Annotated in this window: 20 protein-coding genes and 1 pseudogene; 12 read left to right on the top strand and 9 right to left on the bottom strand. The window is 71.0% G+C overall.

Going from position 1 to position 22397, the window contains the following annotated elements; genetic code table 11:
- Positions 1–103 precede the first annotated feature (103 nt).
- The 4 genes and pseudogenes from AC1DIW_RS16605 to AC1DIW_RS16590 form a co-directional block, all read right to left on the bottom strand.
- The gene (locus tag AC1DIW_RS16605; protein WP_478109560.1) at positions 104–544 is read right to left on the bottom strand and encodes a YciI family protein; all 441 of its coding nucleotides are present in this window, start codon (positions 542–544) and stop codon (positions 104–106) included.
- Positions 545–626: 82 nt separating this feature from the next.
- The gene (locus AC1DIW_RS16600) at positions 627–1484 is read right to left on the bottom strand and encodes an HAD family hydrolase (RefSeq protein ID WP_478109558.1); all 858 of its coding nucleotides are present in this window, start codon (positions 1482–1484) and stop codon (positions 627–629) included.
- Between the two features lie 195 nt (positions 1485–1679).
- Positions 1680–2963 (bottom strand): annotated as a pseudogene (locus AC1DIW_RS16595) (dihydrolipoyl dehydrogenase family protein); the annotation flags it as partial.
- The gene (locus AC1DIW_RS16590; RefSeq protein ID WP_478109556.1) at positions 2879–3940 is read right to left on the bottom strand and encodes a DMT family transporter; all 1062 of its coding nucleotides are present in this window, start codon (positions 3938–3940) and stop codon (positions 2879–2881) included. The gene AC1DIW_RS16590 and the pseudogene AC1DIW_RS16595, both read right to left, overlap by 85 nt.
- A gap of 39 nt (positions 3941–3979) precedes the next feature.
- On the opposite strand from AC1DIW_RS16590, the gene AC1DIW_RS16585 reads away from it, so the two are divergent.
- The 3 genes from AC1DIW_RS16585 (at position 3980) to AC1DIW_RS16575 (ending at position 6159) form a co-directional block, all read left to right on the top strand.
- On the top strand, positions 3980–4477 hold the full coding sequence (locus AC1DIW_RS16585) for a MarR family winged helix-turn-helix transcriptional regulator (RefSeq protein WP_478109554.1): 498 nt from the start codon (positions 3980–3982) through the stop codon (positions 4475–4477).
- A gap of 64 nt (positions 4478–4541) precedes the next feature.
- Positions 4542–5276 carry a sulfite exporter TauE/SafE family protein gene (locus AC1DIW_RS16580; protein WP_478109553.1) on the top strand — a complete coding sequence of 245 codons (735 nt, stop codon included), beginning with the start codon at positions 4542–4544 and terminating at the stop codon, positions 5274–5276.
- A gap of 31 nt (positions 5277–5307) precedes the next feature.
- Positions 5308–6159, top strand: a complete 852-nt coding sequence (locus tag AC1DIW_RS16575; protein ID WP_478109551.1) for an SCO6745 family protein — start codon at positions 5308–5310, stop codon at positions 6157–6159.
- A gap of 89 nt (positions 6160–6248) precedes the next feature.
- On the opposite strand, the gene AC1DIW_RS16570 is transcribed toward AC1DIW_RS16575, so the two are convergent.
- Positions 6249–7043: a TIM barrel protein gene (locus AC1DIW_RS16570; RefSeq protein WP_478109549.1), complete on the bottom strand. Its 795-nt coding sequence runs from the start codon at positions 7041–7043 to the stop codon at positions 6249–6251.
- Positions 7043–8071, bottom strand: coding sequence for a Gfo/Idh/MocA family oxidoreductase (locus AC1DIW_RS16565; RefSeq protein WP_478109547.1), 1029 nt, complete (start codon positions 8069–8071; stop codon positions 7043–7045). The genes AC1DIW_RS16570 and AC1DIW_RS16565 overlap by 1 nt, the downstream gene beginning before the upstream one ends.
- Positions 8072–8188: 117 nt before the next feature.
- Between AC1DIW_RS16565 and AC1DIW_RS16560 the strand changes: the two genes are divergently transcribed.
- The 3 genes from AC1DIW_RS16560 to AC1DIW_RS16550 are packed head-to-tail and all read left to right on the top strand — an operon-like array spanning position 8189 to position 10923.
- On the top strand, positions 8189–9247 hold the full coding sequence (locus tag AC1DIW_RS16560; RefSeq protein WP_478109546.1) for a LacI family DNA-binding transcriptional regulator: 1059 nt from the start codon (positions 8189–8191) through the stop codon (positions 9245–9247).
- Positions 9244–10035: an alpha/beta fold hydrolase gene (locus AC1DIW_RS16555; protein WP_478109544.1), complete on the top strand. Its 792-nt coding sequence runs from the start codon at positions 9244–9246 to the stop codon at positions 10033–10035. Before AC1DIW_RS16560 ends, AC1DIW_RS16555 begins: the two co-directional genes overlap by 4 nt.
- A gap of 51 nt (positions 10036–10086) precedes the next feature.
- Positions 10087–10923 (top strand): alpha/beta fold hydrolase, encoded by an 837-nt coding sequence (locus AC1DIW_RS16550; RefSeq protein WP_478109542.1) that lies wholly within the window; start codon positions 10087–10089, stop codon positions 10921–10923.
- A gap of 19 nt (positions 10924–10942) precedes the next feature.
- Here the strand turns inward: AC1DIW_RS16550 and AC1DIW_RS16545 are convergent, their stop codons facing one another.
- The 3 genes from AC1DIW_RS16545 to AC1DIW_RS16535 form a co-directional block, all read right to left on the bottom strand.
- On the bottom strand, positions 10943–11602 hold the full coding sequence (locus AC1DIW_RS16545; RefSeq protein ID WP_478109540.1) for a VOC family protein: 660 nt from the start codon (positions 11600–11602) through the stop codon (positions 10943–10945).
- Positions 11603–11792: 190 nt separating this feature from the next.
- The gene (locus AC1DIW_RS16540; protein ID WP_478109538.1) at positions 11793–13388 is read right to left on the bottom strand and encodes an alkaline phosphatase PhoX; all 1596 of its coding nucleotides are present in this window, start codon (positions 13386–13388) and stop codon (positions 11793–11795) included.
- A gap of 146 nt (positions 13389–13534) precedes the next feature.
- Positions 13535–15568 (bottom strand): phosphocholine-specific phospholipase C, encoded by a 2034-nt coding sequence (locus AC1DIW_RS16535; protein WP_478109536.1) that lies wholly within the window; start codon positions 15566–15568, stop codon positions 13535–13537.
- 176 nt (positions 15569–15744) lie between these two features.
- On the opposite strand from AC1DIW_RS16535, the gene AC1DIW_RS16530 reads away from it, so the two are divergent.
- The 6 genes from AC1DIW_RS16530 (at position 15745) to AC1DIW_RS16505 (ending at position 22397) form a co-directional block, all read left to right on the top strand.
- Positions 15745–16767 (top strand): LacI family DNA-binding transcriptional regulator, encoded by a 1023-nt coding sequence (locus AC1DIW_RS16530; RefSeq protein ID WP_478109534.1) that lies wholly within the window; start codon positions 15745–15747, stop codon positions 16765–16767.
- Between the two features lie 168 nt (positions 16768–16935).
- Positions 16936–18231, top strand: coding sequence for an ABC transporter substrate-binding protein (locus AC1DIW_RS16525; RefSeq protein ID WP_478109532.1), 1296 nt, complete (start codon positions 16936–16938; stop codon positions 18229–18231).
- 132 nt (positions 18232–18363) lie between these two features.
- Positions 18364–19278 carry a carbohydrate ABC transporter permease gene (locus tag AC1DIW_RS16520; RefSeq protein WP_442278789.1) on the top strand — a complete coding sequence of 305 codons (915 nt, stop codon included), beginning with the start codon at positions 18364–18366 and terminating at the stop codon, positions 19276–19278.
- The gene (locus AC1DIW_RS16515) at positions 19275–20168 is read left to right on the top strand and encodes a carbohydrate ABC transporter permease (protein ID WP_478109530.1); all 894 of its coding nucleotides are present in this window, start codon (positions 19275–19277) and stop codon (positions 20166–20168) included. The genes AC1DIW_RS16520 and AC1DIW_RS16515 overlap by 4 nt, the downstream gene beginning before the upstream one ends.
- Before the next feature lie 7 nt (positions 20169–20175).
- A complete protein-coding gene (locus AC1DIW_RS16510) occupies positions 20176–21426 on the top strand; it encodes a Gfo/Idh/MocA family protein (RefSeq protein ID WP_478109528.1) in 1251 nt (416 codons plus the stop codon).
- Complete coding sequence (locus AC1DIW_RS16505) at positions 21426–22397, top strand: glycoside hydrolase family 130 protein (protein WP_478109526.1); 972 nt, start codon at positions 21426–21428, stop codon at positions 22395–22397. Before AC1DIW_RS16510 ends, AC1DIW_RS16505 begins: the two co-directional genes overlap by 1 nt.

The following is a 22397-nucleotide window of genomic DNA, read 5'->3' as shown; positions in this document are numbered from 1 at the left end:
TCGAGCGTGCGTGCGACGTCGTCGGTGCGCGGGCCCGTGGTCGGTGACACCCCGCCACTCTCGCACGCGGCCTCCCCCGCAACACACCCGGACAGTCAACGTCCTACAGCTGCAACCGGCCTGTGCTGACCGTTTCCGGGTGTGTTGCGGTGAAGTCCTCGGGCGCGAAGACCTGCCGCAGCTCGAGGGCCAGACCGGGTTCGGGCGCGCACGACGTCGGCCACTTCCTCAGCCACTCGATGGCCTCCTCGCGGGAGCTGACGTCGATGATCGTGAAGCCGGCGATGAGCTCCCCGGCCTCGGCGAAGGGCCCATCGGTGACGACCCAGTCACCGTCCTCCCACGTGACGCGCGCGCCCTTGGCGCTGGGGTGCAGGCCCTGCCCGTCGACGAAAACCCCGGCCTTGAGCATCTGCTCGTTGTAGGCGTGCATGTCGGCGAACTGCCGCCGGGTGCCGTTCCGGCCCTGCTCGGTCTCGGGGGTGGCCGGGACCATGATCATGAAGCGCATGACGGTCTCCTCGGTGGTTCGCTGGGTGTCCATGCAGGGCCTTGGGGCCCGCCTCACTCCCACGTCGAACGGGACGGCCGGTTCTCGACACGACCCCCGGGTCTACCGCCGAACCCTAGAGCTCGAGGCGGACCGTCGCAGCCGACTCGACGCCGTCGCGGAAGGGGACGCCGTCGCGGGCGGCCTGGGCCACGGCCTCGAGGATCGGCGCGAGCCCGTCGTCGTCGACGTGACCGGCGACCTCGTCTGCGACGGCCTTGACCTGGTCGGGAGCGTTGTCCATGGCCACGCCCCAGGCAGCCCAGTGCAGCATCTCGAGGTCGTTGCGCTGGTCGCCGCAGGCGACGGTGTGGATCGGCTCGACGCGCAGCTGGCGCCGGACCAGCTCGAGGGCACTCGCCTTGGACACGCCCTCGGGGTTGATGTCGAGCCACGCCGACCAGCCGACGGCATACGACACCCCGTGCAGACCCGCGCGCTCGACGACCTCCATGAACTCCTCGGCCGTGGCCTCGGGCTGACGGAGGGTGACGCGGGTGACGGGGTGGGCGATGAGCTCCTCCCACGCGACCTCGCGCGAGTGACCCATCAGCTCGCCGTCGGGGAAGTGCTTGCTCACCTTGAAACCGACGCCCGGCTCCTCGACGGCGATGAGCGCGTCCGGAAGGGCGACCCGCATCTTCTCGAGCACCGCCCGCGGGTCGAAGGTGACCATGTCGATGATCGAGTAGCCCTCTGCCGCAGAGGGATCCAGCCGAAGCGTCAGGGCGCCGTTGGAGCAGATGGCGTAGCCCTCGCGCAGGCCGAGAGCCTCGAGGATGGGCGTCGTCGCGATGATCGACCGGCCCGTGGCGATGACGACGGCGACGTCCTCGGGCAGGGCCTGCACGGCGTCACGGACACGGTCCGAGAGCTCGCCCATGTGGTTGAGGGTCGTGCCGTCGAGGTCGAGGGCGAGCAGTCGCTGTGCCATGCGCTCACCGTATCGCCCGGGTCCGGGCGCCCCTGCACGCCTCGAGGGTCGTGGCCCGGTCGCTACCGGATCGTCACCCACCGGTCATCCGCCGACGGACGACCGTTGGTCGGCAACCGCTCCGACACGCCGGCCGACACGCCGCGATCGCACGACCTGGCCGACCAATGGTCGTCGGTCGGCAGAGCCGGGGTCTCAGGCAAGGCGGCCGAGCGCGTCCTCGATGCCGCGGTGCAGGGTCGGGTAGGCGTAGATCATCGAGCGCAGCCGCTCGATCGGGACCTCGGCGTGCACCGCGACGGCCAGCGCCCCGAGCACCTCTCCCCCGGCGGGACCCATCGTCGTGGCACCTACGAGGACGCCACGGTCGGCGTCGGCGACGACCTTGATGAGCCCGTCGGCCTTGGCGATCCAGCCGCGGGTCGTCTCGCCGAGCGGCGTGACGCCGACCTGGACGTTCGCGAGCTTCTCGCGGGCCTGCGCCTCGGTCATCCCGACGGCACCGACCTCGGGATCGGTGAAGGTGACGCGCGGGAGGGCTGCATACTCCGCCGGCGGACCGTCGTCGCCGAGGACGTCACGGATGACGACACCGGCCTGGTACATCGAGACGTGCGTGAAGGCCCCCTTGCCGGTGATGTCGCCGATGGCCCACACCCCGTCGGTGACCCGGCAGCGGTCGTCGACCGGCGCGGTGCGCGAGTCCTTGGCGACGCCGACCGTGTCGAGCCCGACGGCGGCGGGGTAGGCGCGGCGGCCGGTCGCGACGAGCAGCTTCTCCGCCGTCACGGTGGCGCCGCCCGCCAGGGTCACGGTGAACGCCGACCCGTCGTGGGTGACCTTCTCGGCGCCGACGCCCTGACGCACCGTGATGCCGTCGGCCTCGAGTGCCTGCTGCAGCGCGGCAGACGCCTCCGGCTCCTCGAGCGCGAGGATGCGGTCGGCGGCCTCGACGATCGTCACGTCGACGCCGAAGCGGGCCATGACCTGGCTCAGCTCACAGCCGATGGCGCCACCGCCGAGCACGATGAGCGAGGCGGGCAGCTCCCTGGTCTCGATGACCTCGTGGTTGGTCCAGTAGGGCGTGTCGCGCAGGCCCTCGATCGGCGGCGCAGCGGGCGTCGTGCCGGTGTTGACGACGATGCCCGTGGTCGCGGTGTACGCGGCGCCGTCGACGTCGACTCGGCCGGGTCCCGCGATGCGGCCGGTGCCGCGCACGAACGTCGCTCCTTTGCCGGTGAGGCGGTCGACCGCGACCTGGTCGTCCCAGTTGTCGGTGGCCTCCTCACGGATGCGCGTGGCGACGACCGACCAGTCGGGCGTGACCCGGCCGACCGAGCCGGCGAGCCCGTCGACGCGGCGCGCCTCGGCGAGGGCGTCCGCCGCGCGGATCATCATCTTCGACGGGATGCAGCCCCAGTACGGGCACTCACCGCCGACGAGCCTGCGGTCGACGCCGAGGACGCGCAGGCCGCGCTCGGCGAGACTCCCGGCGACGTGCTCACCGCCCGGACCGAGGCCGATGACGATGACGTCGAAGGTGTGGTCGCTGTCGGTAGCCATGCCACAGCCTTACCCGTCCGGCCCTCGCTGGGAAGAGCATGTCCCTGCGCGGCGAGGACGCTGCCGACGACGAGGAGCATCGCGACGAGGTGGACGGGTCCGAAGTGCTCCCCGAGGAGGACGACGCCGAGCAGGACGCCGACAACGGGGTTCACGAGGCCGATGATCGAGGCCGACGTGGGCCCGAGCACGGCCAGGCCGCGGAACCACAGGACGTAGGCGACGCCGCTGCCGAGCAGGCCGAGGTAGACGAGGGCGCCGACGGCCGGGAGGTCGAGGGCGGGTGGCGCCCCCTCGACGACGAGCCCGATCGGCAGCAGGACCAGGCCGCCGGCGACGAGCTGCCAGGACGTCACGGTGACGACGTCGTCGGTCGGCGACCACTTCCGCGTCAGGACGAAACCGACCGACGAGAGCACGACGGCAAGGAGACCGGCTACGAGCCCGACCGGGTCGAGCGGCTTGTCGAGTCCGTTCTGGAGCACCAGGAGGGCCACCCCGACGAGACCGACGAGCCCGGCCGCCAACGAGATCCGCGCCGGACGCTGGCGGAGGAGCAGACGCGCGACGCCCATGGTCACCATCGGGGCGGTGGCGACGAGGGTGGCGCCGAGGCCGCTGGGCAGGCGGTAGGCGGCGAAGAAGAGCAGCGCGTAGAAGATGCCGATGTTGAGCGACCCCAGGACGAGCGAGCGCCACCACCAGTCGCCCTTCGGCAGGCGCCGCAGCCACAGGAGCATGAGCAGCCCGACGGGCAGGGCCCGCACGGTGGCGGCGAAGAGCGGACGGCCGGGTGGCAGCCACTGCTGCGTCACGGCATACGTCGATCCCCAGATGGCGGCGGGGAGCGCGGTCAGCGCGACGTTCGCCCAGCCCGCTCGATTGTCTTCCATGGAAGGTAAACTACCTTCCGGAGAAGATATATTCCAGGCATGCCCCAACCCGAGGACCACGCCCAGCACGTCGTCGACCAGTGGGCGGAGGCGCGCCCCGAGCTCGACGCGAGTCCGGTCCTCGTCATCGGCCGGCTGCACCGGGTGGCCCTGGCCCTGACGACGGAGCTCGTGAAGGTCTACAACGCGCACGGCCTCGGCGAGGGTGACTTCGACGTGCTCGCGACGCTGCGACGCACCGGCGAGCCCTACGAGCTGACGCCGACGGAGCTCATGGACCAGACCATGGTGACGTCCGGCGCGGTGAGCAAGCGGCTCGACCGGCTCGAGGGAGCCGGTCTCGTGGAGCGGCGCGTCTCCAGCGGTGACCGCCGCAGCCGCATCGTCGCCCTGACCGAGAAGGGACGCGAGCTCATCGACCAAGCGGCCCCCGAGCACTTCGCCAACGAGGCGCGGCTGCTCGAGCCGCTCACCTCCGGCGAGCGCGCCACGCTCGCCCGCCTGCTCGGCAAGCTCGGGGCGTCCCTGGGGGTCTGAGGCGGCGGCTGTCGCCGCTGGACAGCCGGACGCCAGCAGCCGCATCGGCCTACGCTGCGCTTCCATGACCGTCACGACGCTGGTGCTGCTCGGCGTCGCCGCCCTGCTCGTCGGCTTCGCCAAGACCGCCATCGGGGGCGTCGGGAGCATCGCCGTCGCGATCTTCGCGCTCGTCCTGCCGACCAAGGAGTCGACGGCCGCGATCCTCCTGCTGCTGCTCGTCGGTGACGTCGTCGCGGTGTGGCACTACCGCCGCGACGCCGATCTCGGACTGCTCAAGCGCCTCATCCCCGCCGTGCTGCCCGGCCTCGCACTCGGCGCCCTCTTCCTGGCCTGGGTCGACGACACGACGCTGCGGCGGGCCATCGGCGGACTGCTGCTCGTCCTCGCGGCGCTGCAGCTCGTCCTGACCTGGCGCTCCCCCGACACAGCGCGGGTGGGCGCGTCGAAGGCGGCCGCGATCGGCACGGGTGCGGCCGCCGGCTTCGCGACGATGACGGCCAACGCCGCCGGGCCCGTCATGACGCTCTACCTCGTCGCGCAGGGCGTCGAGAAGCGCCGCTTCCTCGGCACGAGTGCGATCTTCTTCTTCGGCGTCAACCTGTGCAAGGTGCCGTTCAGCGTCGGGCTCGGCCTCTTCAGCGTCGATACGTTCTGGCGCACCGCGCTGCTCGCTCCGCTCGTGCTCGTCGGGACCTGGATCGGACTGCACACCGCACGCCGCCTCAGCCAGACCCGCTTCGACCAGGCGGTGCTCGCCGCGACCGTCGTCTCGGCGCTGGCCCTCGTCATCCGCTGAGCGCGGGGCGAGTGCGCCTAGGGTGCTGCCCATGAGCACCCACGCCGACGACGTCGAGCTGATCCGCGCCTCACGGCAGGCCTGGGGACGCCTCGAGACGTTCCACGTGCTCGGCTACTTCGCCGACGACGTGCGCGACGCCTTCGTGGCCCTCGGGCTGCACCCCCGGCTCAGCTACTTCGCGGCCCGCTCGGCCGCCTTCGGCGCCGTCGGTCCGGAGGTGCCGACCGCGACCTTCTACGTCTTTGCTCCGTGGCTGCTCCGGAAGGCGCTGCCGGCGTCGTGGGCGGTCGCCAGCCCGGAGCGGGTGCAGCAGGCCCGCCGCGACGCGATGTCGGTCGTGATCGAGCGGGTCGTCGGTGACGCCGACGTCAGCGAGCTGCTCGACCTCACGCGGGCCGTGTGTGCAGGGCTGACCGCGCCGGGCCGCCCGTTGTATGCCGCCCACGCCGGGCTCGCGTGGCCCGACGAGCCCCGCCTGGCGCTGTGGCACGCCGCGACGCTCATCCGCGAGCACCGCGGGGACGGGCACGTCGCAGCACTGCTCCGCGCCGGGCTCGACCCGGTGGAGTCGATCGTCATCGGCGGCCTCTTCTCGGGCACCACCGGCTTCATGCGGTCGAGCCGCGGCTGGTCTGACGAGGAGTGGGCTGCCGGGGTCCAGCGGCTGACCGAGCGCGGCCTCCTCGACGGCGACACCCTCACCGAGGACGGCCTCGCCTTCCGCATGGACCTCGAGCGCGAGACGGACCGGATGGCGCTAGAGGGATGGGCCCACCTCGGGCTCGACGACACCCGCCGCATCGCCGAGCTCGCCGCCCCGCTGCGGTCCGCCGCGCTTGCGAGCGGCATCCTCCCCGACTGGATCGGCACCCGCGGCTGACGTCCCGCACCCTCCCGCGCTCTTGGTCGATGTATTCGCGCGCCACCGGTGACGCGCGAATACATCGACCTGAGAAGGCCCTCGGAGTGTCAGGGGGTGAAGGCGTCGCGGAAGCGGGTGAGGGCGAGCTCGTCGTCGACCGATGCCCATCCCTCGAGGCCGACCGGGCCGGCATACCCCATCTCCACGAGCGCCCGGGCGAGCGCGGGATAGGCGATCTCGCCGGTGCCCGGCTCACAGCGCCCGGGCACGTCGGCGACCTGGATCTCGCCGATGTGCGGGAGGGCCCGTCGGCACAGCTCGATGAGGTTCCCCTCGCCGATCTGGGCGTGGTAGAGGTCCAGCATCAGCCTCAGGTGGGGGCTGTCCACCGCCGCGACGAGGGCGAGGCAGTCGGCGGCGGTCGCGAAGGGCACGCCGGGGTGGTCGACGGCCGTGTTGAGGTTCTCGAGGACGAACACGACACCCTCGCGCTCGCCCAGCTCGGCGATGCGGCCCAGCGTGCGCTGCGCAGTCAGCCACATGGGTCCGGTCGCGACCGGCTCGGGCCGGACGGGCAGGCCCCGGTCGTCGAGGCCGGTTCCGTGCAGGTTGAGGCGCGGGATGCCGAGCCGCTTCGCCACGGGCATCGACTCGGCCGCGGTCGAGAGCAGCTCGTCGGCGCCCTCGGCGTCGGAGAGGCGCCCCCGCACGTAGCCGGTCATCGACGAGTAGACGACGCCCTCGTCGCGCAGGGCCTCCAGCTCGTCGATGTCGTGGCGCGTCCAGTCCCAGATCTCGACCTGGAAACCGAGCTCGTGGATCCGGCGCACGCGTTCGGCGAAGGGCAGGTCGACGAAGACCATCTCGGCACTGACAGCGAGCGTGAAGGGGCCAGTCGCCATCAGACACCAGCCCGGTCCGTGTCGCGCACGGCCACGGTGCCGCCGGTCTCGACGGCTTCGATGCAGGCGAGCGCGATCCGGAGCGCGGCGCGGGCGTCCTCGCCCCCGACCTTCGTCGGGGTGCCGCCGCGAACGGCGGCGCAGAAGGCCGCGAGCTCGCCGGCATACGCGTCGGTGAACAGGTCGGTGTCGGCGCGGGCGGTCGGGCTGGAGACGCCAGCGGCGCTCCAGTGCGCGGTGCTGAGGTGGGCGGGGCTGCCGGCGGTGACCATGCCGGCCGAGCCGAAGACTTCGCCACGCACGTCGTACCCGTAGGCGGCCGAGAAGCTCGCCTCGGCGACGGCGATCGCTCCGTTGTCGTAGCGGATGGTGACGACGGCGGTGTCGAGCAGGCCGGCGTCCTTGAAGTCGGGCGCAACGAGGGCGTCGGCCATGACGGAGACCTCGACAGCCGTCGCACCGGTGTTGAACCAGTTGAGGGTGTCGAAGTCGTGGATCAGCGTCTGGGTGAAGATCGTCCACGGCGGCACGCCGGCCGGGTTGGCCAGTCCCGGGTCGCGGGTCAGCGAGCGCAGCAGCTGGGGCGTGCCGATGCCCCCTGCGGCCACCGCCTCGTGGGCCGTCGCGAAGTCGCGCGCGAAGCGCCGGTTGAAGCCCACCTGCAGGGGTATGCCGGCAGCCCGGCTCGCGGCGATGGCGCGGTCCGCGTCGGCGAGGGTCATCGCCATCGGCTTCTCGACGAAGACGGCCTTGCCCGCCTGGGCCGCCGCGACGACGAGGTCGGCATGGGCCGTGCTCGCGCAGGTGATCGCCACGGCCTCGATGCGTGGGTCGTCGATGAGGGCCTGCGGGTCGGTGAGCCACTGGACGCCGAGCTGGTCGCCGAGGCGTTGGGCAGCGGCGGCCTGGACGTCGGCGACGGCGACGAGCTCGGCCTCACCGAGGCGTCGCGCCAGGGTGGTGGCGTGGTGGGTGCCGATGCGTCCGGCTCCGATGAGCCCGAACCGGACGGGGTCGGTGCGCGTCATGACTGCTCCTTCGCAGATCTGGACTAGAGCGCTCTAGTGCCGGATCCAGTGAAGCCGCTCGTCGCCACGCGCGTCAAGGGCTTGGCCGAATCTTGTGGAGCGCTCTAGAGTCGCGGCGTGGGACGCGAGAAGGTCACGATGGAGCACGTCGCCGCACGTGCCGGTGTCTCCCGCGCCCTCGTGTCGATCGTCTTCCGCGGCGTCCCGGGCGCCTCCGAGGCCACCCGCGAGCGCGTCCTGACCGCGGCGCGCGAGCTCGACTACCGCCCCGACACCCGGGCGAGCCGACTCGGCAGCAGCCGGACCCGGACGCTCGGCGTCACCTTCCAGGTCGGTCACGCCTTCCACGGCGACCTGCTGGAGAGCCTCTACGTGCACGCGGACGCGATGGCCTACGAGCTCGTGCTGAGCGGTGTCACGCCCTCACGGTCGGAGGAGGCCGCCGTCGAGACGCTGCTCGCCGAGCGGTGCGAGGGCATCGTCTTGCTCGGCAGCACCCAGTCCGCCACCCAGCTCGCACGGCTCGCGACGCGGGTGCCGGTGGTGAGCGTCCTGCGCCCGGTCCCGGGCGAAGAGGTCGGCGTCGTGCGCACCGACGACGCCGCCGGCCTGCGCCTCGCCGTCGAGCACCTGCGGAGCCTGGGCCACACCCGCATCGCCCTGCTCGACGGCGGCCGCACGGCGGGCGCGGCAGAGCGGCGCCGCGGCTACCGCACGGCGATGCGTCGCGCGCCGGCACTCGCAGAGGTCGTCCTGCCGGCGGGCCTCACCGAGCTCGAGGGGGCCGAGGCCGCGCGGGCGTTCCTCGCCCTCGGTGGCCGCAGCGAGCGGCCCACCGCCGTCGCCGCCTTCAACGACCGGTGCGCGATCGGCTTCACCGATGTCGTCCGGCAGGCCGGGGTCCGCGTGCCCGAGGACGTGTCGATCGTCGGTTTCGACGACATCACCGAGGCCGCCTACCCGCATGTGGCGCTGACGACGGTGCGCCAGGATGCAGACCGCCTCGGGGCAGAGGCCGTGCGCTCCCTCGCGGACCGCCTCGACGGAGCCGTCCCGACCACCGTCGCCCCCGGGCGCACCGTCATCGAGCCCGAACTCGTCGTGCGCGGGAGCACGGCTCCGCCGGCGCGGTCGGCGGAGCCGGCTCGATCCGCCAGCTCGGCGGGATCCTCGTGACGGGGCGCGACGTTGGGTCGGACGTCCGTCTCCAGTTCACGAGCCTGCAGGGCCGGGTCGTGCGGTCGCTGGCCCTCGGCGGGGACCGCTCTCGCGCCACGCCGCTCGTCGTCATCCTCCCCGGCCTCGGCCTGCCCTTCTACACGGTGCCGACGGCGCGGGCGCTCGTGGCGCGCGGGCTGGACGCCACCGTGCTCGACCTGCCGGGGTTCGGCTCGAACCTGCCCCGGGCGACCCGTCCGACGATCCATGCCATGGGGATGACCGCGGCGCGCTGGGTCGAGACCCAAGCGGTCGGACGTCCGGTGGTCGTGCTCGGTCACTCGACGGGTGGGCAGGCGGCCCTGACCGCGGCCCTGGCCCTGAGCGCGCGCCGCCGAGACTTCTCCCTCGTGCTCGCCGGGACGACCTTCGCCCCCGAGCAGCGTCGGGTGCATCGGCTGGCCTTGGCCACCCCGTTCGCCTACCGCCACGACGGCCTCGACCAGCTCGACCCGATGGAGGTCTACCGGGGCCGCACCGGGATCGTGGCGATGCTCCACTCCGGTCTGCGCGATGCGCCGGAGGAGCGGATCGCCCCCCTCCCGGCACCTGTGACGGTGACCGCCGGCGTGCACGACGCCTTCGTGCCGACGCACTGGCTCGACCGGCTCGCCCTGTCGGCACACACCGCGCCCACCGTGCGGACGTCGCGACTCGGCGGATCGCACAACAACCTCTTCACCCATCCCGCCGAGGTCGCCGACCTCGTCCTCCTCGCCGCCGAGGACGCCACTCGAGGCTGGTGAACACCGAAAACCCCGGCGCGCCGACCGGCATGCCTCTGGCACGTTGGACCCATGCCGACCTACACGTCGTACGACGGGACCGAGCTCGCTTATCGCGTCGAGGGATCGGGCGATCCCCTCGTGGTCTGGCCGGGAGGACCGGCCCGCGACGCGGCCTACCTCGGTGACCTCGGCGGCCTCGCACGGGCTGCCGACCGGTCGCTCGTCGTCCCCGACCCACGCGGCACCGGGGCGTCGCCAGCACCGGAGGACCCGACGGCATACGCAGCCGTGCGGCTCGTCGACGACCTCGAAGCCCTCCGCATCCACCTGGGGCTCGAGGCCATCGACCTCCTCGGCCACTCGGCCGGCGGCTCGGTCAGCCTGGTCTACGCCGCCCGGCACCCGGCACGGATCCGCCGCCTCGTGCTCGTCACCCCGGGCACCGCCGCCACGGGGCTCGACGTGAGCGACGACGGGTGGGACGCCCGAGTGGCACTGCGTCAGGCGGAGCCGTGGTTCGCGGACGCGAAGGAGGCCCTGGACGCCGACGACGGCACCCCGGCGACACGACAGGCGATGTCTCCGTTCCTCTACGGCGCGTGGACCGACACGGCGAGGCAGCATGCCGCCTCGGACGACGAGCAGCGCAACCGCGAGGGCACGCGCGCCTTCTGGGCTGAGCGACCCGACCCGGAGCAGACGCGTCGAGCCCTGGGCGCCGTGTCCGCCCCGGTGCGGGTCATCGTCGGAGAACTCGACCTCATGCCGGGACCCGAGCTCGGCGAGCAGCTCGCAGCGTTCTTCCCGAACGGGCGCTGCGTCGTGCAGCCCGCCGCCGGCCACTTCCCCTGGGTCGACGACCCGGCACTCTTCGCGCGGCTGGTCGTCGAGGCCCTCGCCTACTAGCCGACCAGCCGACGACGCCTCAGTCGCCGGGCACGGGGTCGCGACCCTGCCACGTGCAGACGCACGCCTCGTTGCCCTCGGGGTCGGCGAGGATCCAGAAGGCCGGCGCCTCGGCGTCGGACACGAGGTGCCCGCCGGCAGCCAGGGCACGCTCGATGCGCCCGGCAGCCTCGTCGTGCGCGACGGTGACGTCGAGGTGGATCCGGTTGCGCTGGGGCCTGGGCTCGTCCATCTGCTGGAACCAGACCGCCGGACCCATCCGGAGAGGGTCCTGGACGTCGTTGCGGGCGATGACGTCCCAGCCGAGGACGGCGTCCCAGAAGGGCCGGACGGAGTCGATGTCGAGGGCGTCGATGGCGATCTCGACCACGGTCAGCGTGCTCGGCTCGGACTCGAGCCCCATCTCGGCGACGAGGGCGTCCACGGACCGCCCCACGGCGATGTCGTCCTCGGTGACGCCCGCGGCCGGCTCGGTGGACACGGCAAGGTGCACGACCTCGCCGCGGACGTCGATGTCGGGCCCGCGACCGAGCGCGGCCGTCACCTCGCCAACGCGCGCGACGAAGGCGAAGGCGGTCGCCGCATCGGTGGCGCGCACCGTGAGGTGCATGCGCTGGAGCAGGAACCGCCACAGGGGCAGGGCGTCGGACGCCGCCTGGCGCGTGAGCTTGTCGGCCATGGCCCGACCGTAGTCCGCTCCGCCGACGATCGGGGCAGCTACAACTCCGGGCGCCGGCGACCCATGGGTTGAGGACGGGCGCCGCTGTGCATTGGGTCATCCACTGACTCAACGCACAGCGGCGGGGCCACTGCGTCATGTGATGACTCAACGCACAGCGCTCGCGGGGTCTGCGGCCCTGCCACGAGCGTCAGTCCTGACGGTCGCCGTTCCAGCTGATCTCCCACGTCGTGTTGTCGCCGTGCTGCTGGGTCCAGAAGGTACGCCAGGCCGGCGACGTCGTGGGCCGGGGCAGCTTGGCGCCGAGGAGACCGGCCACCGTCGGGTCGCCGTCGGACACGTGGATGCCGGTGATCTCGTTGTCGCCGTCGTTGTATGCCGGTCCACCCATCGCGTCGAACGTCGCCGACGCGTCACGGCCCTCGGCGAGGAACCGCACGGGCCGGGGAGCGCGACCGCGGCCCGCGGCATACGACCCCTCATCCTCACGACCGTGACGGAGGTCGAAGACGTAACCGGAGTCCAGCGCGTTGCGCTGGGTGTGGAGGCTGTCGCCGGCGTCCTCGACGACGAGGAGGTCGTCGGCCGTCGCGAAGGCGATGTTGTCGAAGCCGGTGTGCTCCTTGTCGCCGACCGCAGCGATCGAGATGCGACCGGTGTCGGCGCTGGCGCTCTTCTGAGAGACGCGGAAGACGCCGCCGTACGCACCGGGAAGGGTGCTCGACGTGCTCGTGTCGCCGGTCTCGGTGAAGTAGAACTCCTTGAAGCCGGTGCCGGGACGGAAGACGCCGTTCTCGGGGCGCTTGAGCGGCGTCGCGTTCGCAGCCTTGGCGGCGGCCGTGGCGTCGAACGCCTCGGTCGTGCCGGTGTGGATGGTCACCCACTTCGTCCCGAAGGACGAGCCGTACGTGTGGAGCTCGCCGATGAAGGGGTCCGACGGGTTCGACTGGAGCTGGGAGCTCGTGGCCGCGGATCCGTCGCGGCGCTGGATCTGCAGGGCCTGGAGCTCGCCGCCCTTGGTGAGGTCGCTCTTGTCGGTCGGGACGAAGCGGTAGACGAAGCTGCCCGGCACCTTGCCGCCGCCGGCGGCCGCGCCGCCGATGTCCTCGACGAGCCAGACGTTGCCGTCGGCGTCGTTCTGGATGCCCTCGAAGCCACCCGACCCGAGGGCGGGCAGGCGCGTCGCCTTGCCGCCGTCGACCGGGTCGCCCTTCGCGTCGAGGCCGACGCCGAAGACGCCCCCCTTGGGTGAGCCCGACTCCGCCGTGAGGAGCAGCTGCCGGGTGAACGGGTCCCAGGTGATGCCGTCGATCGTCGGGTAGGCGTTGCCGGCCGGGTCGGTGTCGGAGATGAGCGTGACCCTCTTGAGCGGGTCCGTCTCGTCGAGGTTGATGCGCGTGACGTAGCCGCGCGGACCGATCTCGTGGCCCTGGTAGAGGTAGTGCTTGCCGCCGAGGACGAGGTAGACGTTCTTGTCGGGCTCGGTCTTGTGGGCCTCGTTCGCCGTCTGGGTGAGCGGCGCACGGTCCAGCGTGTTGTAGCCGTAGTGCGTGACCCCGTTGGCGGTGTCGGGGTTCGTCAGGGGCAGGGTGCCCCAGGCGACCGACGTCTGGGTGGCCGACGGCGTCAGGACGTTGTTCTGGACGCCGAACTTCGGGTTGGCGTGGGGGACGTTGACGACCGGCAGGCCACCGTGCGCATCGGCGGAGGAGCCGCCGAGGGCGAAGGCGGCGGCCGCGGCGAGCGTGCCGACGAGCCCGACCTTGATGATGGTGGGAGTGTTCACGGAGAAACCTCTCGTGCATACGGACTCAGGTGTCCGAGGGTGAGTTGTCAGACGCCTCAAAGCATTCCGGGAGCCCCCTGTGACTTGGGTGAACTTCCGGAGAGTTCTCCGGGACGTCTCGGTGAAGTCGAGGGTCGCATCCGGCATCAGGCGCGCGGACGCCCGAGGGCTGGCTCGCTCACCGACGGGCGGCCGTTCTCGAGGTGACCGGCGAAGGCACGCAGGAAGCTCGTTCCCCCGACGACGACGGTGAGGTCGTACCAGCCGCCCGTGCGAGCCGTGTCGATGGTGACCGGTCGGCGGCCGGCGCGCGTGCGCCCGCCGTAGGCGTCGTCCACCGTCACCTCTACGCCGCGCGGGGCGTCCACGTGGACGGAGACGCGCTGGCTGCGTCCCTCGCGACGCAGCTCCACGCGTACGCTCTCGGCGCCACGGGCGCCACGGGCGCTCCCGGTGCCCGCGAAACGGCGGAAGAAGCCGTTGGGCCCGTGCAGGTGGATGTCGTAGTCCCCCGTGACGGGCCACGTGGCGCGCAGCTCGTCGCCGGCGCCGACGGTGTAGCTGTGCGGCTGGCCGGCGGGCTCGATGAGCCTGGCCTGCACGTGGACTCCGCGCCGGCCGTGGTTGTCGAGGTCCACGGTGATCGCCCCGGCGGTCTGGCGCTCACGGACCTCGAGGTCGTAGCCGGGCGGGCGGGCGGGGCGGGTGCCGGGCTCCTGGCTCGGCATCGTGCCCTGCGCCGGCGGCGTCGGCTGGTAGGAGGGATGGCGCTTGTCGTCGAAGGGCTTCCACGCCGTCGTGCTGGGCAGGGACGGGACGGCCTGCACCGTCTTGGAGAAGTCGAACGCCGACGTGAGGTCGCCGGCGACGGCGCGACGCCACGGGGTGATGTTGGGCTCCTTGACGCCGAAGCGTGCCTCCATCAGACGGATGACCGACGTGTGGTCGAACGTCTCCGACGACACCCAGCCGCCGGTGCTCCACGGCGAGACGACGAACATCGGCACGCGAGGGCCCATGCCGTAGGGGCCGGGTCCGTGCTCGCCGTCGTAGAACTCGTGGTCGGTCGGGACCGTCGAAACGCCCGGAATGACAGGTGAATTGGGATGAGGCGGCACGAGGTGGTCGAAGAAGCCGTCGTTCTCGTCGTAGGTGATGAGCAGGATCGTCTTGGCCCACACCTCGGGGTTCGACGTGAGGGTGTCCAGGACCTTGGAGATGTACCAGGCGCCGTAGTTCGTCGGCCAGTTCGCGTGCTCGCTGAAGGCCTCCGGGGCTGCGATGTAGCTGACCGACGGCAGCGTGCCGGCCTCGACGTCCTTGCGCAGCACCTCGAAGTAGTCCTGGCCGTCGCGTGCCCTCGTCCCGGTGCGCGCCTTGTCGTGCAGCGGTGAGCCCGGGGCAGCGTTGCGGTAGCTGTTGAAGTAGAGGAGGGAGTTGTCGCCGTAGTTGCCGATGTACGGGTCGGACGTCCAGCCCCACGAGCCGGCCGCGTCGAGACCGGTCCCCTCGTCCTGGTAGACCTTCCACGAGACGCCGGCCCGCTCGAGCCGCTCGGGGTAGGTGCGCCAGTCGTAGCCGAGCTCGTCGTTGTAGAGCACGGGGCCGCCGCCCTTGCCGTCGTTGCCGGTCCAGCCGCTCCACAGGTAGTAGCGGTTGGGGTCGGTGTTGCCGATGAACGAGCAGTAGTACGCGTCGCACACGGTGAAGGCGTCGGCGAGCGCGTAGTGGAACGCGGCGTCCTCACGCTGGAGGTATGCCATCGTCGTCGTCCCCTTGGCCGGCACCCACCCGTTGTAGTGACCCTTGTTGACCGCAGCCTGCCCGTCGGTCCAGCTGTGGGGCAGGCCCTCGAGGAACGCCGCGCCGAGGTCGTCGGTGGTCGGGTGGAACGGCAGGATCTCGCGCGCGCCGTCCGACTGGTGCCAGACGTTCCGCCCGCTGGGCAGCTGCACCGGGTGCGGGTCGCCGAAGCCGCGGACGCCGCGGAGGCTGCCGAGGTAGTGCTCGAAGGAGCGGTTCTCCTGCATGAGGACGACGATGTGCTCGACGTCCTTGAGGGTGCCGGTGGCCCGGTTGGCGGGGATGGCGGCGGCGCGGGCGATGCTCTGGTCGAGCATCGTTGCGGCCGCTGCACCGCCGGCGATCTGGAGGAAACGGCGCCGGTCGAGGTTGACCATGGGTTCTCCTGGGCTGAAGGCGAGTGGGAGCGGCCCCAACCTCCTCCCGCCGGGCGAACGTGGCAGGGACTGCAGGTGACCGGAGCGCGAAGTCGTGGTCAGGGCTTGGTCCGGCGCCCCGGCCGCGAGCAGGTGCGGTACTTTCGGCGCGTGACCTGTCATCGGGCGGAGGCGCAGTGAAGTCCAGGGTCACGATCCTCGACGTTGCTGCCCAGGCGGGCGTGTCCATCTCATCGGTCTCGGCGGCCCTGAACGGGCGCCCCGGGGTGTCGGAGGACACCCGAGGGCGGATCGTCGACGTCGCCCAGCAGCTGGGATGGGTGCCCTCTCTCCGTGGCCGGAGCCTGTCGGGGCGGAAGGCGTATGCCGTCGGGCTGATGTTGGAGCGCTCGTCGGAGGTGATCGAGTCCGACCCCTTCTTCGCCGGGTTCATCGCAGGCGTGGAGTCCGTTCTGGAGCGGCAGGGGTTCGCTCTCGTCCTCCAGGTCGCGTCCAGCCGGGGGTCCGCCGTCCAGCGCTACCGGCAGCTGGCTCTCGACCACCGCGTCGACGGGGTGTTCCTCACCGACATGTCGCAGGACGACGCGCGGGTGCGACTGGTGACCGACCTGGGGCTGCCAGCCGTGGCGGTGAACTCCGCCCCGACGTGTGCCCTGCCTTCGGTGCGCCAGGACCACCGGCCGGGACTGGTCGAGCTCATGGAGGAAGTCATCGCGCTCGGCCACCGGCGGGTCGCGCACGTGGCGGGCCGCCGAGGGCTCATCCACACTCGTCAGCGCGTCGAGGTCTGGCGGTCGGCGCTGGCGAAGGCCGGGTTGGAGCCCGGCCCGCTCGTCCACGGCGACTTCACGATCGAGAGCGGCAGCCGGGCCGCGGACTCCTTGCTGGCGGCCGGTGGCGAGACCCCGACGGCTGTCGTGTGCGGCAACGACCTCATGGCGATCGGCTTCATCGCGCGGGTGAGCGCGCTGGGCATCGACGTGCCGTTGGAGATGTCGGTGACCGGCTTCGACGGCATCCAGCTCGGCGCCTACGTGCGGCCGGCGTTGACGTCGGTGGCCACGGCCCCCCGGTCGCTCGGCGAGGCCGCCGCCTCGATGTTGCTGGCCGTCATCCACGGCGAGACTCCGTCGGACGTCACGGTGCCTGCGACCAGGCTCCTGCTGCGCGACTCGCTCGTGGACGCGCCGCGAACCTGACCGACCCCGGACCCGGATCACCCACAGCAACGTCCCGTGCACGTTACCGAAGTGCAGTGTTGCAAACCCCCATCTGGCTGTTCCCGAGTGCTACGTTTCCGCCAACCAAAACGTTTCGGTTGATCCGGAGGCATCATGGCAACAATGAAGTTCCGTGGGATGCGCCACATGACGATCGCTGCAGTGGTCGCCGCCGGCCTCGCGCTGGGCGCGTGCGGCGGTGGCGGCGGCACCTCGGGAGGGGCGGCCCCGTCGGTCGGCGGCGCCGTCAGCGGTGACCTGAACATCCTCGTATCCAGCGCAACCGGGTCCGACGCCGGATTCAAAGCAGTGACGAAGGCGTTCAACACGAAATACCCGAACGTCAAGGTGAACTTCTCGGCCGTGCCCAACGAGAACTACAACCAAACCCGCTCATCCCGGCTGACCGCCGGCAGCGTGGACGTCGTCGTCGCCTTTCCGCGTGAGGTGCCGAGCTATGTTCCGGCCACGAACGCCGGAGACGACGCCCGTCTCGCGGACGCCGGCGGCTTCCTCGACCTGACGGGTCAGCCCTTCCTCAAGGCGTTCAACCAGTCGGTGCTCGACGGCACGAAGTACAAGGGCAAGAACTACACGGTGCCCACGGGCCTCAGCTACTACACCGGCATGTTCTACAACAAGAAGATCTTCGCCGACAACGGGATCAAGATCCCGACCACCTGGCAGGAGCTCGTGGCAGCCTGCGAGAAGCTCAAGGGCAAGGGCATCGTGCCCCTGGGAATTGCGGGCAAGGACTCAGCGGGCGTGACGACCCTGGGGGTGGTGGAAGGTCTCTACCCCGACGCCGCGGCCAAGAACGACCTGGCCAAGGGTCTCTACGGCGGCTCGGTGAAGCTCGACGACGGCAAGCAGCTGGAGGTGCTGCAGCGGCTGCAGACCCTGTACGGCTACGCCGAACCCAACTTCGCCGGCATCACCTACCAGACCATGACCTCGGACTTCGTCAACGGCAAGTTCGCCATGATGGGTGACGGCACGTGGAACACGACCTCGATCCAGACGGCCGGCGGCTCCAAGCTCGACTTCGGCTACTTCCCGCTGCCGTCAAGCGACAACGCGCAGGACAACAAGTTCCTCGGCGGCAAGGTCGAGCTTTCGCTCGCCATCCCGGCCAACGCCAAGAATCCGTCGGCCGCCATCGCCTGGCTGGACACCCTCGCAACGAACTACCAGCTGTTCAACGACCAGGCCGGCTTCGCCCCCGCCGTCACCGGCGTCAAGGGCAACGCCTTCTACGACGGGATCGCGGACTACACCAGCACGTTCCAGCCCGCGTGGGACACGATCTGGATCGCCAACACCAAGGCCGGCCCCGCTGCATCCGTGCCGTTCAACTGGGCCGGTGTGAAGCCGATGGGCACCATGGACGCGGCTGGTGCCGCTGCGGCGGCGGAGAAGGACTGGCAGGCGGGGCTCAAGTAGGCCGCCGGTGGTCGCGGACGGACGCCGGGACCGTCCGCGACCCGAACCCGGCGCGAAGGCACCGATCGGGTTCGCCGTGGATGCCCCGCAGCGTCAGACCACCAGTACGGACTCGGACCAGGAGGTAGTTCGGTGAGCCAGTCACGCACCATCATCTTCGGACGACGATCGACAGCCCAGCTGCTCTTCGCGCTGGGCATGAGCCTCATCGTCGTGTTCTCCCTCGTGCCAGCGGTCGGCATCCTCGCGGTCTCGTTCACCGACATCCGCTCGTTGCCCTTCCTGCCGGTGAGCTTCGTCGGCCTGGAGAACTACGCGACGTTCTTCTCCTCGGCGCAGCTCGGCTACAACCTCAATGCGCTGAGGAACACGCTCGTCTTCGCGGTCTCCGTGACCCTGTTGCAGAACGTCCTCGCCTTGTTCATCGCCGTGCTGCTCAACCAGCGGTTGCGTGGCAGGAACTTCGCCCGAGCGGTCGTCTTCCTGCCGACGATCCTCGGCGTGACGATCATCGGACTGGTCTTCAGCCTGATCTTCAACCCCTCGGGTGGGCCGGCGGCGAGCGTGTGGGGCTGGTTCGGCGCGTCCTCGGCGTTCTTCGGCGACCCGGCCCTGGCCATGCCGCTCGTCATCGGGATCTCGGTCTGGTCGGGGCTCGGGGTGGCGGTCGTCATCTATCTGGCGGGTCTGCAGGCGATCCCGCCGGAGCTGTACGAGGTCGCCTCGATCGACGGCGCGTCGAGCTGGCAGCGGCTGCGCTACGTGACCACTCCCCTGCTGGCGCCCTCGATCACCGCCAACACGCTGCTGTCACTCATCGGCGCCCTCCAGAGCTACCAGCTCATCTACGTGCTGACCGGCCCCATCAACCCGGCGACGCAGGTGCTGTCGCTGGCGATCTTCACCCAGGGCTTCGGTGGGGCCCAGGGCGGCACGGCCCTGTCACAGGGCTATGCGGCCGCCATCTCGATGGTCCAGTTCGTCATCGTCATGATCGTCTCGTTGGCAACCCTGGTGTACCTGCGACGGAAGGAGACGGCGCTGTGAGCGCCATCAATGCACCGAACGCAGTCGGCGGCGGCGTCCTGGCGGTCCCGGAGAACGAGCCGATCCGCGGCGGCACGGCGCCGAAGCGGGGCAAGTTCGTCCTCTACGCGCTCATGGTCCTCGTCGTCGTCCTGTACCTCTACCCGTTGCTCTTTCTCGTCAACACCGCGTTGAAGTCCGAGGCGGACTTCATCGCCGACCCCACCGGCCTGGTCACCGCACCGCAGTTCTCGAACTTCGCGACCGCGGCCGACAAGGGCAACTTCGCCGCGTACTTGCTCAACAGCGTCCTCTACACCTTCGTCGCTGCAGGCGTCGGCATGGTGGTGTCGTTGCTCGTCGGGTTCCCGGTGGCTCGTGGTTATGTCAAACACACCCGGCTGTGGAACGCAACGTTCGCCGCGATGCTCTTCCTACCCAACACCCTGATCACCGTCTTCCAGCTCGCGCTGCGCCTCAACCTCTACGACACCCGTCTCGGCTACATCCTCATCATGGCGTCGGGGGTGGGCGTGGGCCCGCTGCTCGTGACCGGCTACCTCAAGTCGGTGCCCAGGGAGATCGACGAAGCCGCCGCCTTGGACGGGGTCGGGTACGTCCGCTACGTCTTCGGGTTCCTGCCCACCCTCATCAAGCCCGTCCTTGCCACGGTCTTCATCCTCCAGGCCATCGGCGTCTGGAACGACATCATCCTCGCCACGATCCTGCTGCCTGATGCGTCCAAGTCGCCGGTGACGCTGGGGCTGTTCGCGTTCAAGGGCACGTATGTCAGCCAGTGGAGCCTCCTGTCGGCCGCCACGATGATCGTGGCTGCCCCGCTCGTCGCGGCCTACCTCTTCCTGCAGCGCTACCTCGTCGCCAGCGTCGTCGGCGGTGCGGTGAAGGGGTGACTGTGCGATGAGCCACCCAGCGATCCCGGCTCCGTCGGCCCTTCAGCGTCGCGAGCAGGTGCCCCGTCCTACGCGACTCGCCCTGATCGGAGCGGGCCGGTTCGGGCGGTTCATCCTCGACTCGGCCTCGGCCGTGCCGGAGGTCCGGCCTGTCGTCGTGGCGGACACTGATGCCGTCCACGCCGCTCAGCTCGCCGCCGACGCGGGATGTCGGGTCGCCACCGTCGAGGAGGCCCTCGCAGCCACCGACGTCGATGCTGTGGTCATCGCCACCCCGCCCCGCACGCACGCCGAGCTCGCGCAGGCGGCACTGCGCGCCGGCAAGGACGTCTTCTGTGAGAAGCCCCTGGCCGCGACCTCGGGCGATGCAGCGCGGACCCGCGCTCTCGCGGAATCCTCAGGTCGTGTCATGGTCATCGACCACGTCATGCGCTACAACCCCCTCCTGCGCGCCATCCAGGCCGTGCAGCACCGCCTGGGTCTCACAGCGATTCGCTTCCTCTTCGAGAACGACGCCGCGGACGAGAGCCTCCCGCGCGACCACTGGTTCTGGGACGAGTCGGTCTCGGGCGGGATCTTCGTCGAGCACGGGGTGCACTTCTTCGACGCCGCGACGATGTTCGTGTCCGACCCCGCGACCTCGGTGAGCGCCATGACCACCTCGCGGGCCGGCTGGCCGGCACCCGACCTCGTCACGGCGACGGTGATGCACGGGGACTGCCTCGCGACGCATACGCACTCGTTCACGCACGCCCATCGCTGCGAGCGCCAGCTGATGCGGATCGACTTCGGCAGCGCGGAGGCGCGGATCGCGGGGTGGATACCCGTCGAGGGCGTGCTCGACCTGCACACGGACCTCGCGGGCGAGAGCGCCGTGCGTGCGCTCGTGGCCAGCCCTGCGTTCGTCGGCCTCGACCCCGGGCGCACCGGGTGGCACGTCGACGTGCAGGCACGCGACGTCACCGGCGACGGCGACGCGGTGGGTCGCGGGACGCGGTTCGGCGCCTCGCGTCGCGTGACCGTCACCCTCTCCCTCGGCGGCGAGGCCGCCAAACAGACGGTGTATGCCGCGTGCGTCGCGGCCGCCCTGCGTGACCTGCACGACTGCCGCACCGAGCCAGGCCGCCAACCCCTGTCGGGCCCGCGCACGGCCGAGGCGGCCGTGGTCCTGGCCGACTGCGCGACCCGAGCGGCGTCGCTCGGGCGCACCGTCGCTGTTCCCCCCGCTGACCACTCACCCGCGAAGGAAGCCTCCTGATGTCCCACGGCCCCGTCCACTTTCCCCTCGGCCCGTTCACCCCGCACGAGCACAACCCGATCCTGACGCCGCAGGGCGCCGGGTGGGAGTCCGGGAGCGTCTACAACCCGGCCGCGGTCGTCGTGGACGACCGGGTGGCCCTGCTCTATCGCGCCCACGCGGACGACATCGTCTCGCACGTCGGCCTGGCCTGGAGCGACGACGGCTACCGGTTCGAGCGTGAACCCGAGCCGGTGCTCTCGCCCAGCGAGAACTACGACGAGTTCGGGTGCGAGGACGCCCGAGTGACGCTGATCGACGGGACCTACTACCTCACCTACAGCGGGTGGGACCGCCATCGGGCGCTGCTGTGCCTGGCCACCTCGACCGACCTGCGCACCTGGACCAAGCACGGCCCGCTCTTCCCCGACTTCGACACCTTCCAGCCGCAGGGCCGGGGCGAGACCGGTCCGTGGTCGAAGGCAGGCGGCATCGTGCCGGTCAAGGTCAACGGCAGCTGGCTCATGTACTTCGGGGAGGGGTCCATCTGGACGGCGACCTCGGACGACCTGCTCACCTGGACTCCGACCGTCCCGGACACCGAGCCGCCGGTCATGGCCCCGCGCCCGGGAACGTTCAGCGACTTCCTCGTCGAGGTCGGCCCCCCGCCGCTCGTCACCGACGACGGCCTGATCCTCCTGCTGCACAACGCTGCCGTGAAGAACGCCGACGGCTCCGTCTGCTACACGGCTGGGCAGCTGCTGATCCACCCCGACCGACCGAACGAGATCCTGGCCGAGCTCACCCGTCCGTGGCTCGAGCCCGCGACCCCCGAGGAGCGCCACGGCCTCGTGTCGAACGTGACCTTCGTCGAGGGACTCGTGTGGCTCAGGGACCGCTGGCTGGCCTACTACGGCCAGTCCGACTCCACCCTCGGGGTCGCGACCTTCGTGCCCGGGGCGCGGCACTCCGACCTGGTGGCGCCGTCATGA

The sequence above is a fragment of the Terrabacter sp. 01T434 genome, from assembly GCF_056398545.1.
This window is presented reverse-complemented; position numbering and strand designations above follow the sequence as displayed.

Coding starts and splice junctions, on each gene's coding strand:
- AC1DIW_RS16570 (WP_478109549.1), bottom strand. CDS start 7,043: ATGGCGACTGGCCCCTTCACGCTCGCTGTCAGTGCCGAGATGGTCTTC.
- AC1DIW_RS16590 (WP_478109556.1), bottom strand. CDS start 3,940: ATGGAAGACAATCGAGCGGGCTGGGCGAACGTCGCGCTGACCGCGCTC.
- AC1DIW_RS16550 (WP_478109542.1), top strand. CDS start 10,087: ATGCCGACCTACACGTCGTACGACGGGACCGAGCTCGCTTATCGCGTC.
- AC1DIW_RS16510 (WP_478109528.1), top strand. CDS start 20,176: ATGAGCCACCCAGCGATCCCGGCTCCGTCGGCCCTTCAGCGTCGCGAG.
- AC1DIW_RS16535 (WP_478109536.1), bottom strand. CDS start 15,568: ATGGTCAACCTCGACCGGCGCCGTTTCCTCCAGATCGCCGGCGGTGCA.
- AC1DIW_RS16600 (WP_478109558.1), bottom strand. CDS start 1,484: ATGGCACAGCGACTGCTCGCCCTCGACCTCGACGGCACGACCCTCAAC.
- AC1DIW_RS16505 (WP_478109526.1), top strand. CDS start 21,426: ATGTCCCACGGCCCCGTCCACTTTCCCCTCGGCCCGTTCACCCCGCAC.
- AC1DIW_RS16585 (WP_478109554.1), top strand. CDS start 3,980: ATGCCCCAACCCGAGGACCACGCCCAGCACGTCGTCGACCAGTGGGCG.
- AC1DIW_RS16525 (WP_478109532.1), top strand. CDS start 16,936: ATGACGATCGCTGCAGTGGTCGCCGCCGGCCTCGCGCTGGGCGCGTGC.
- AC1DIW_RS16545 (WP_478109540.1), bottom strand. CDS start 11,602: ATGGCCGACAAGCTCACGCGCCAGGCGGCGTCCGACGCCCTGCCCCTG.
- AC1DIW_RS16565 (WP_478109547.1), bottom strand. CDS start 8,071: ATGACGCGCACCGACCCCGTCCGGTTCGGGCTCATCGGAGCCGGACGC.
- AC1DIW_RS16580 (WP_478109553.1), top strand. CDS start 4,542: ATGACCGTCACGACGCTGGTGCTGCTCGGCGTCGCCGCCCTGCTCGTC.
- AC1DIW_RS16575 (WP_478109551.1), top strand. CDS start 5,308: ATGAGCACCCACGCCGACGACGTCGAGCTGATCCGCGCCTCACGGCAG.
- AC1DIW_RS16605 (WP_478109560.1), bottom strand. CDS start 544: ATGGACACCCAGCGAACCACCGAGGAGACCGTCATGCGCTTCATGATC.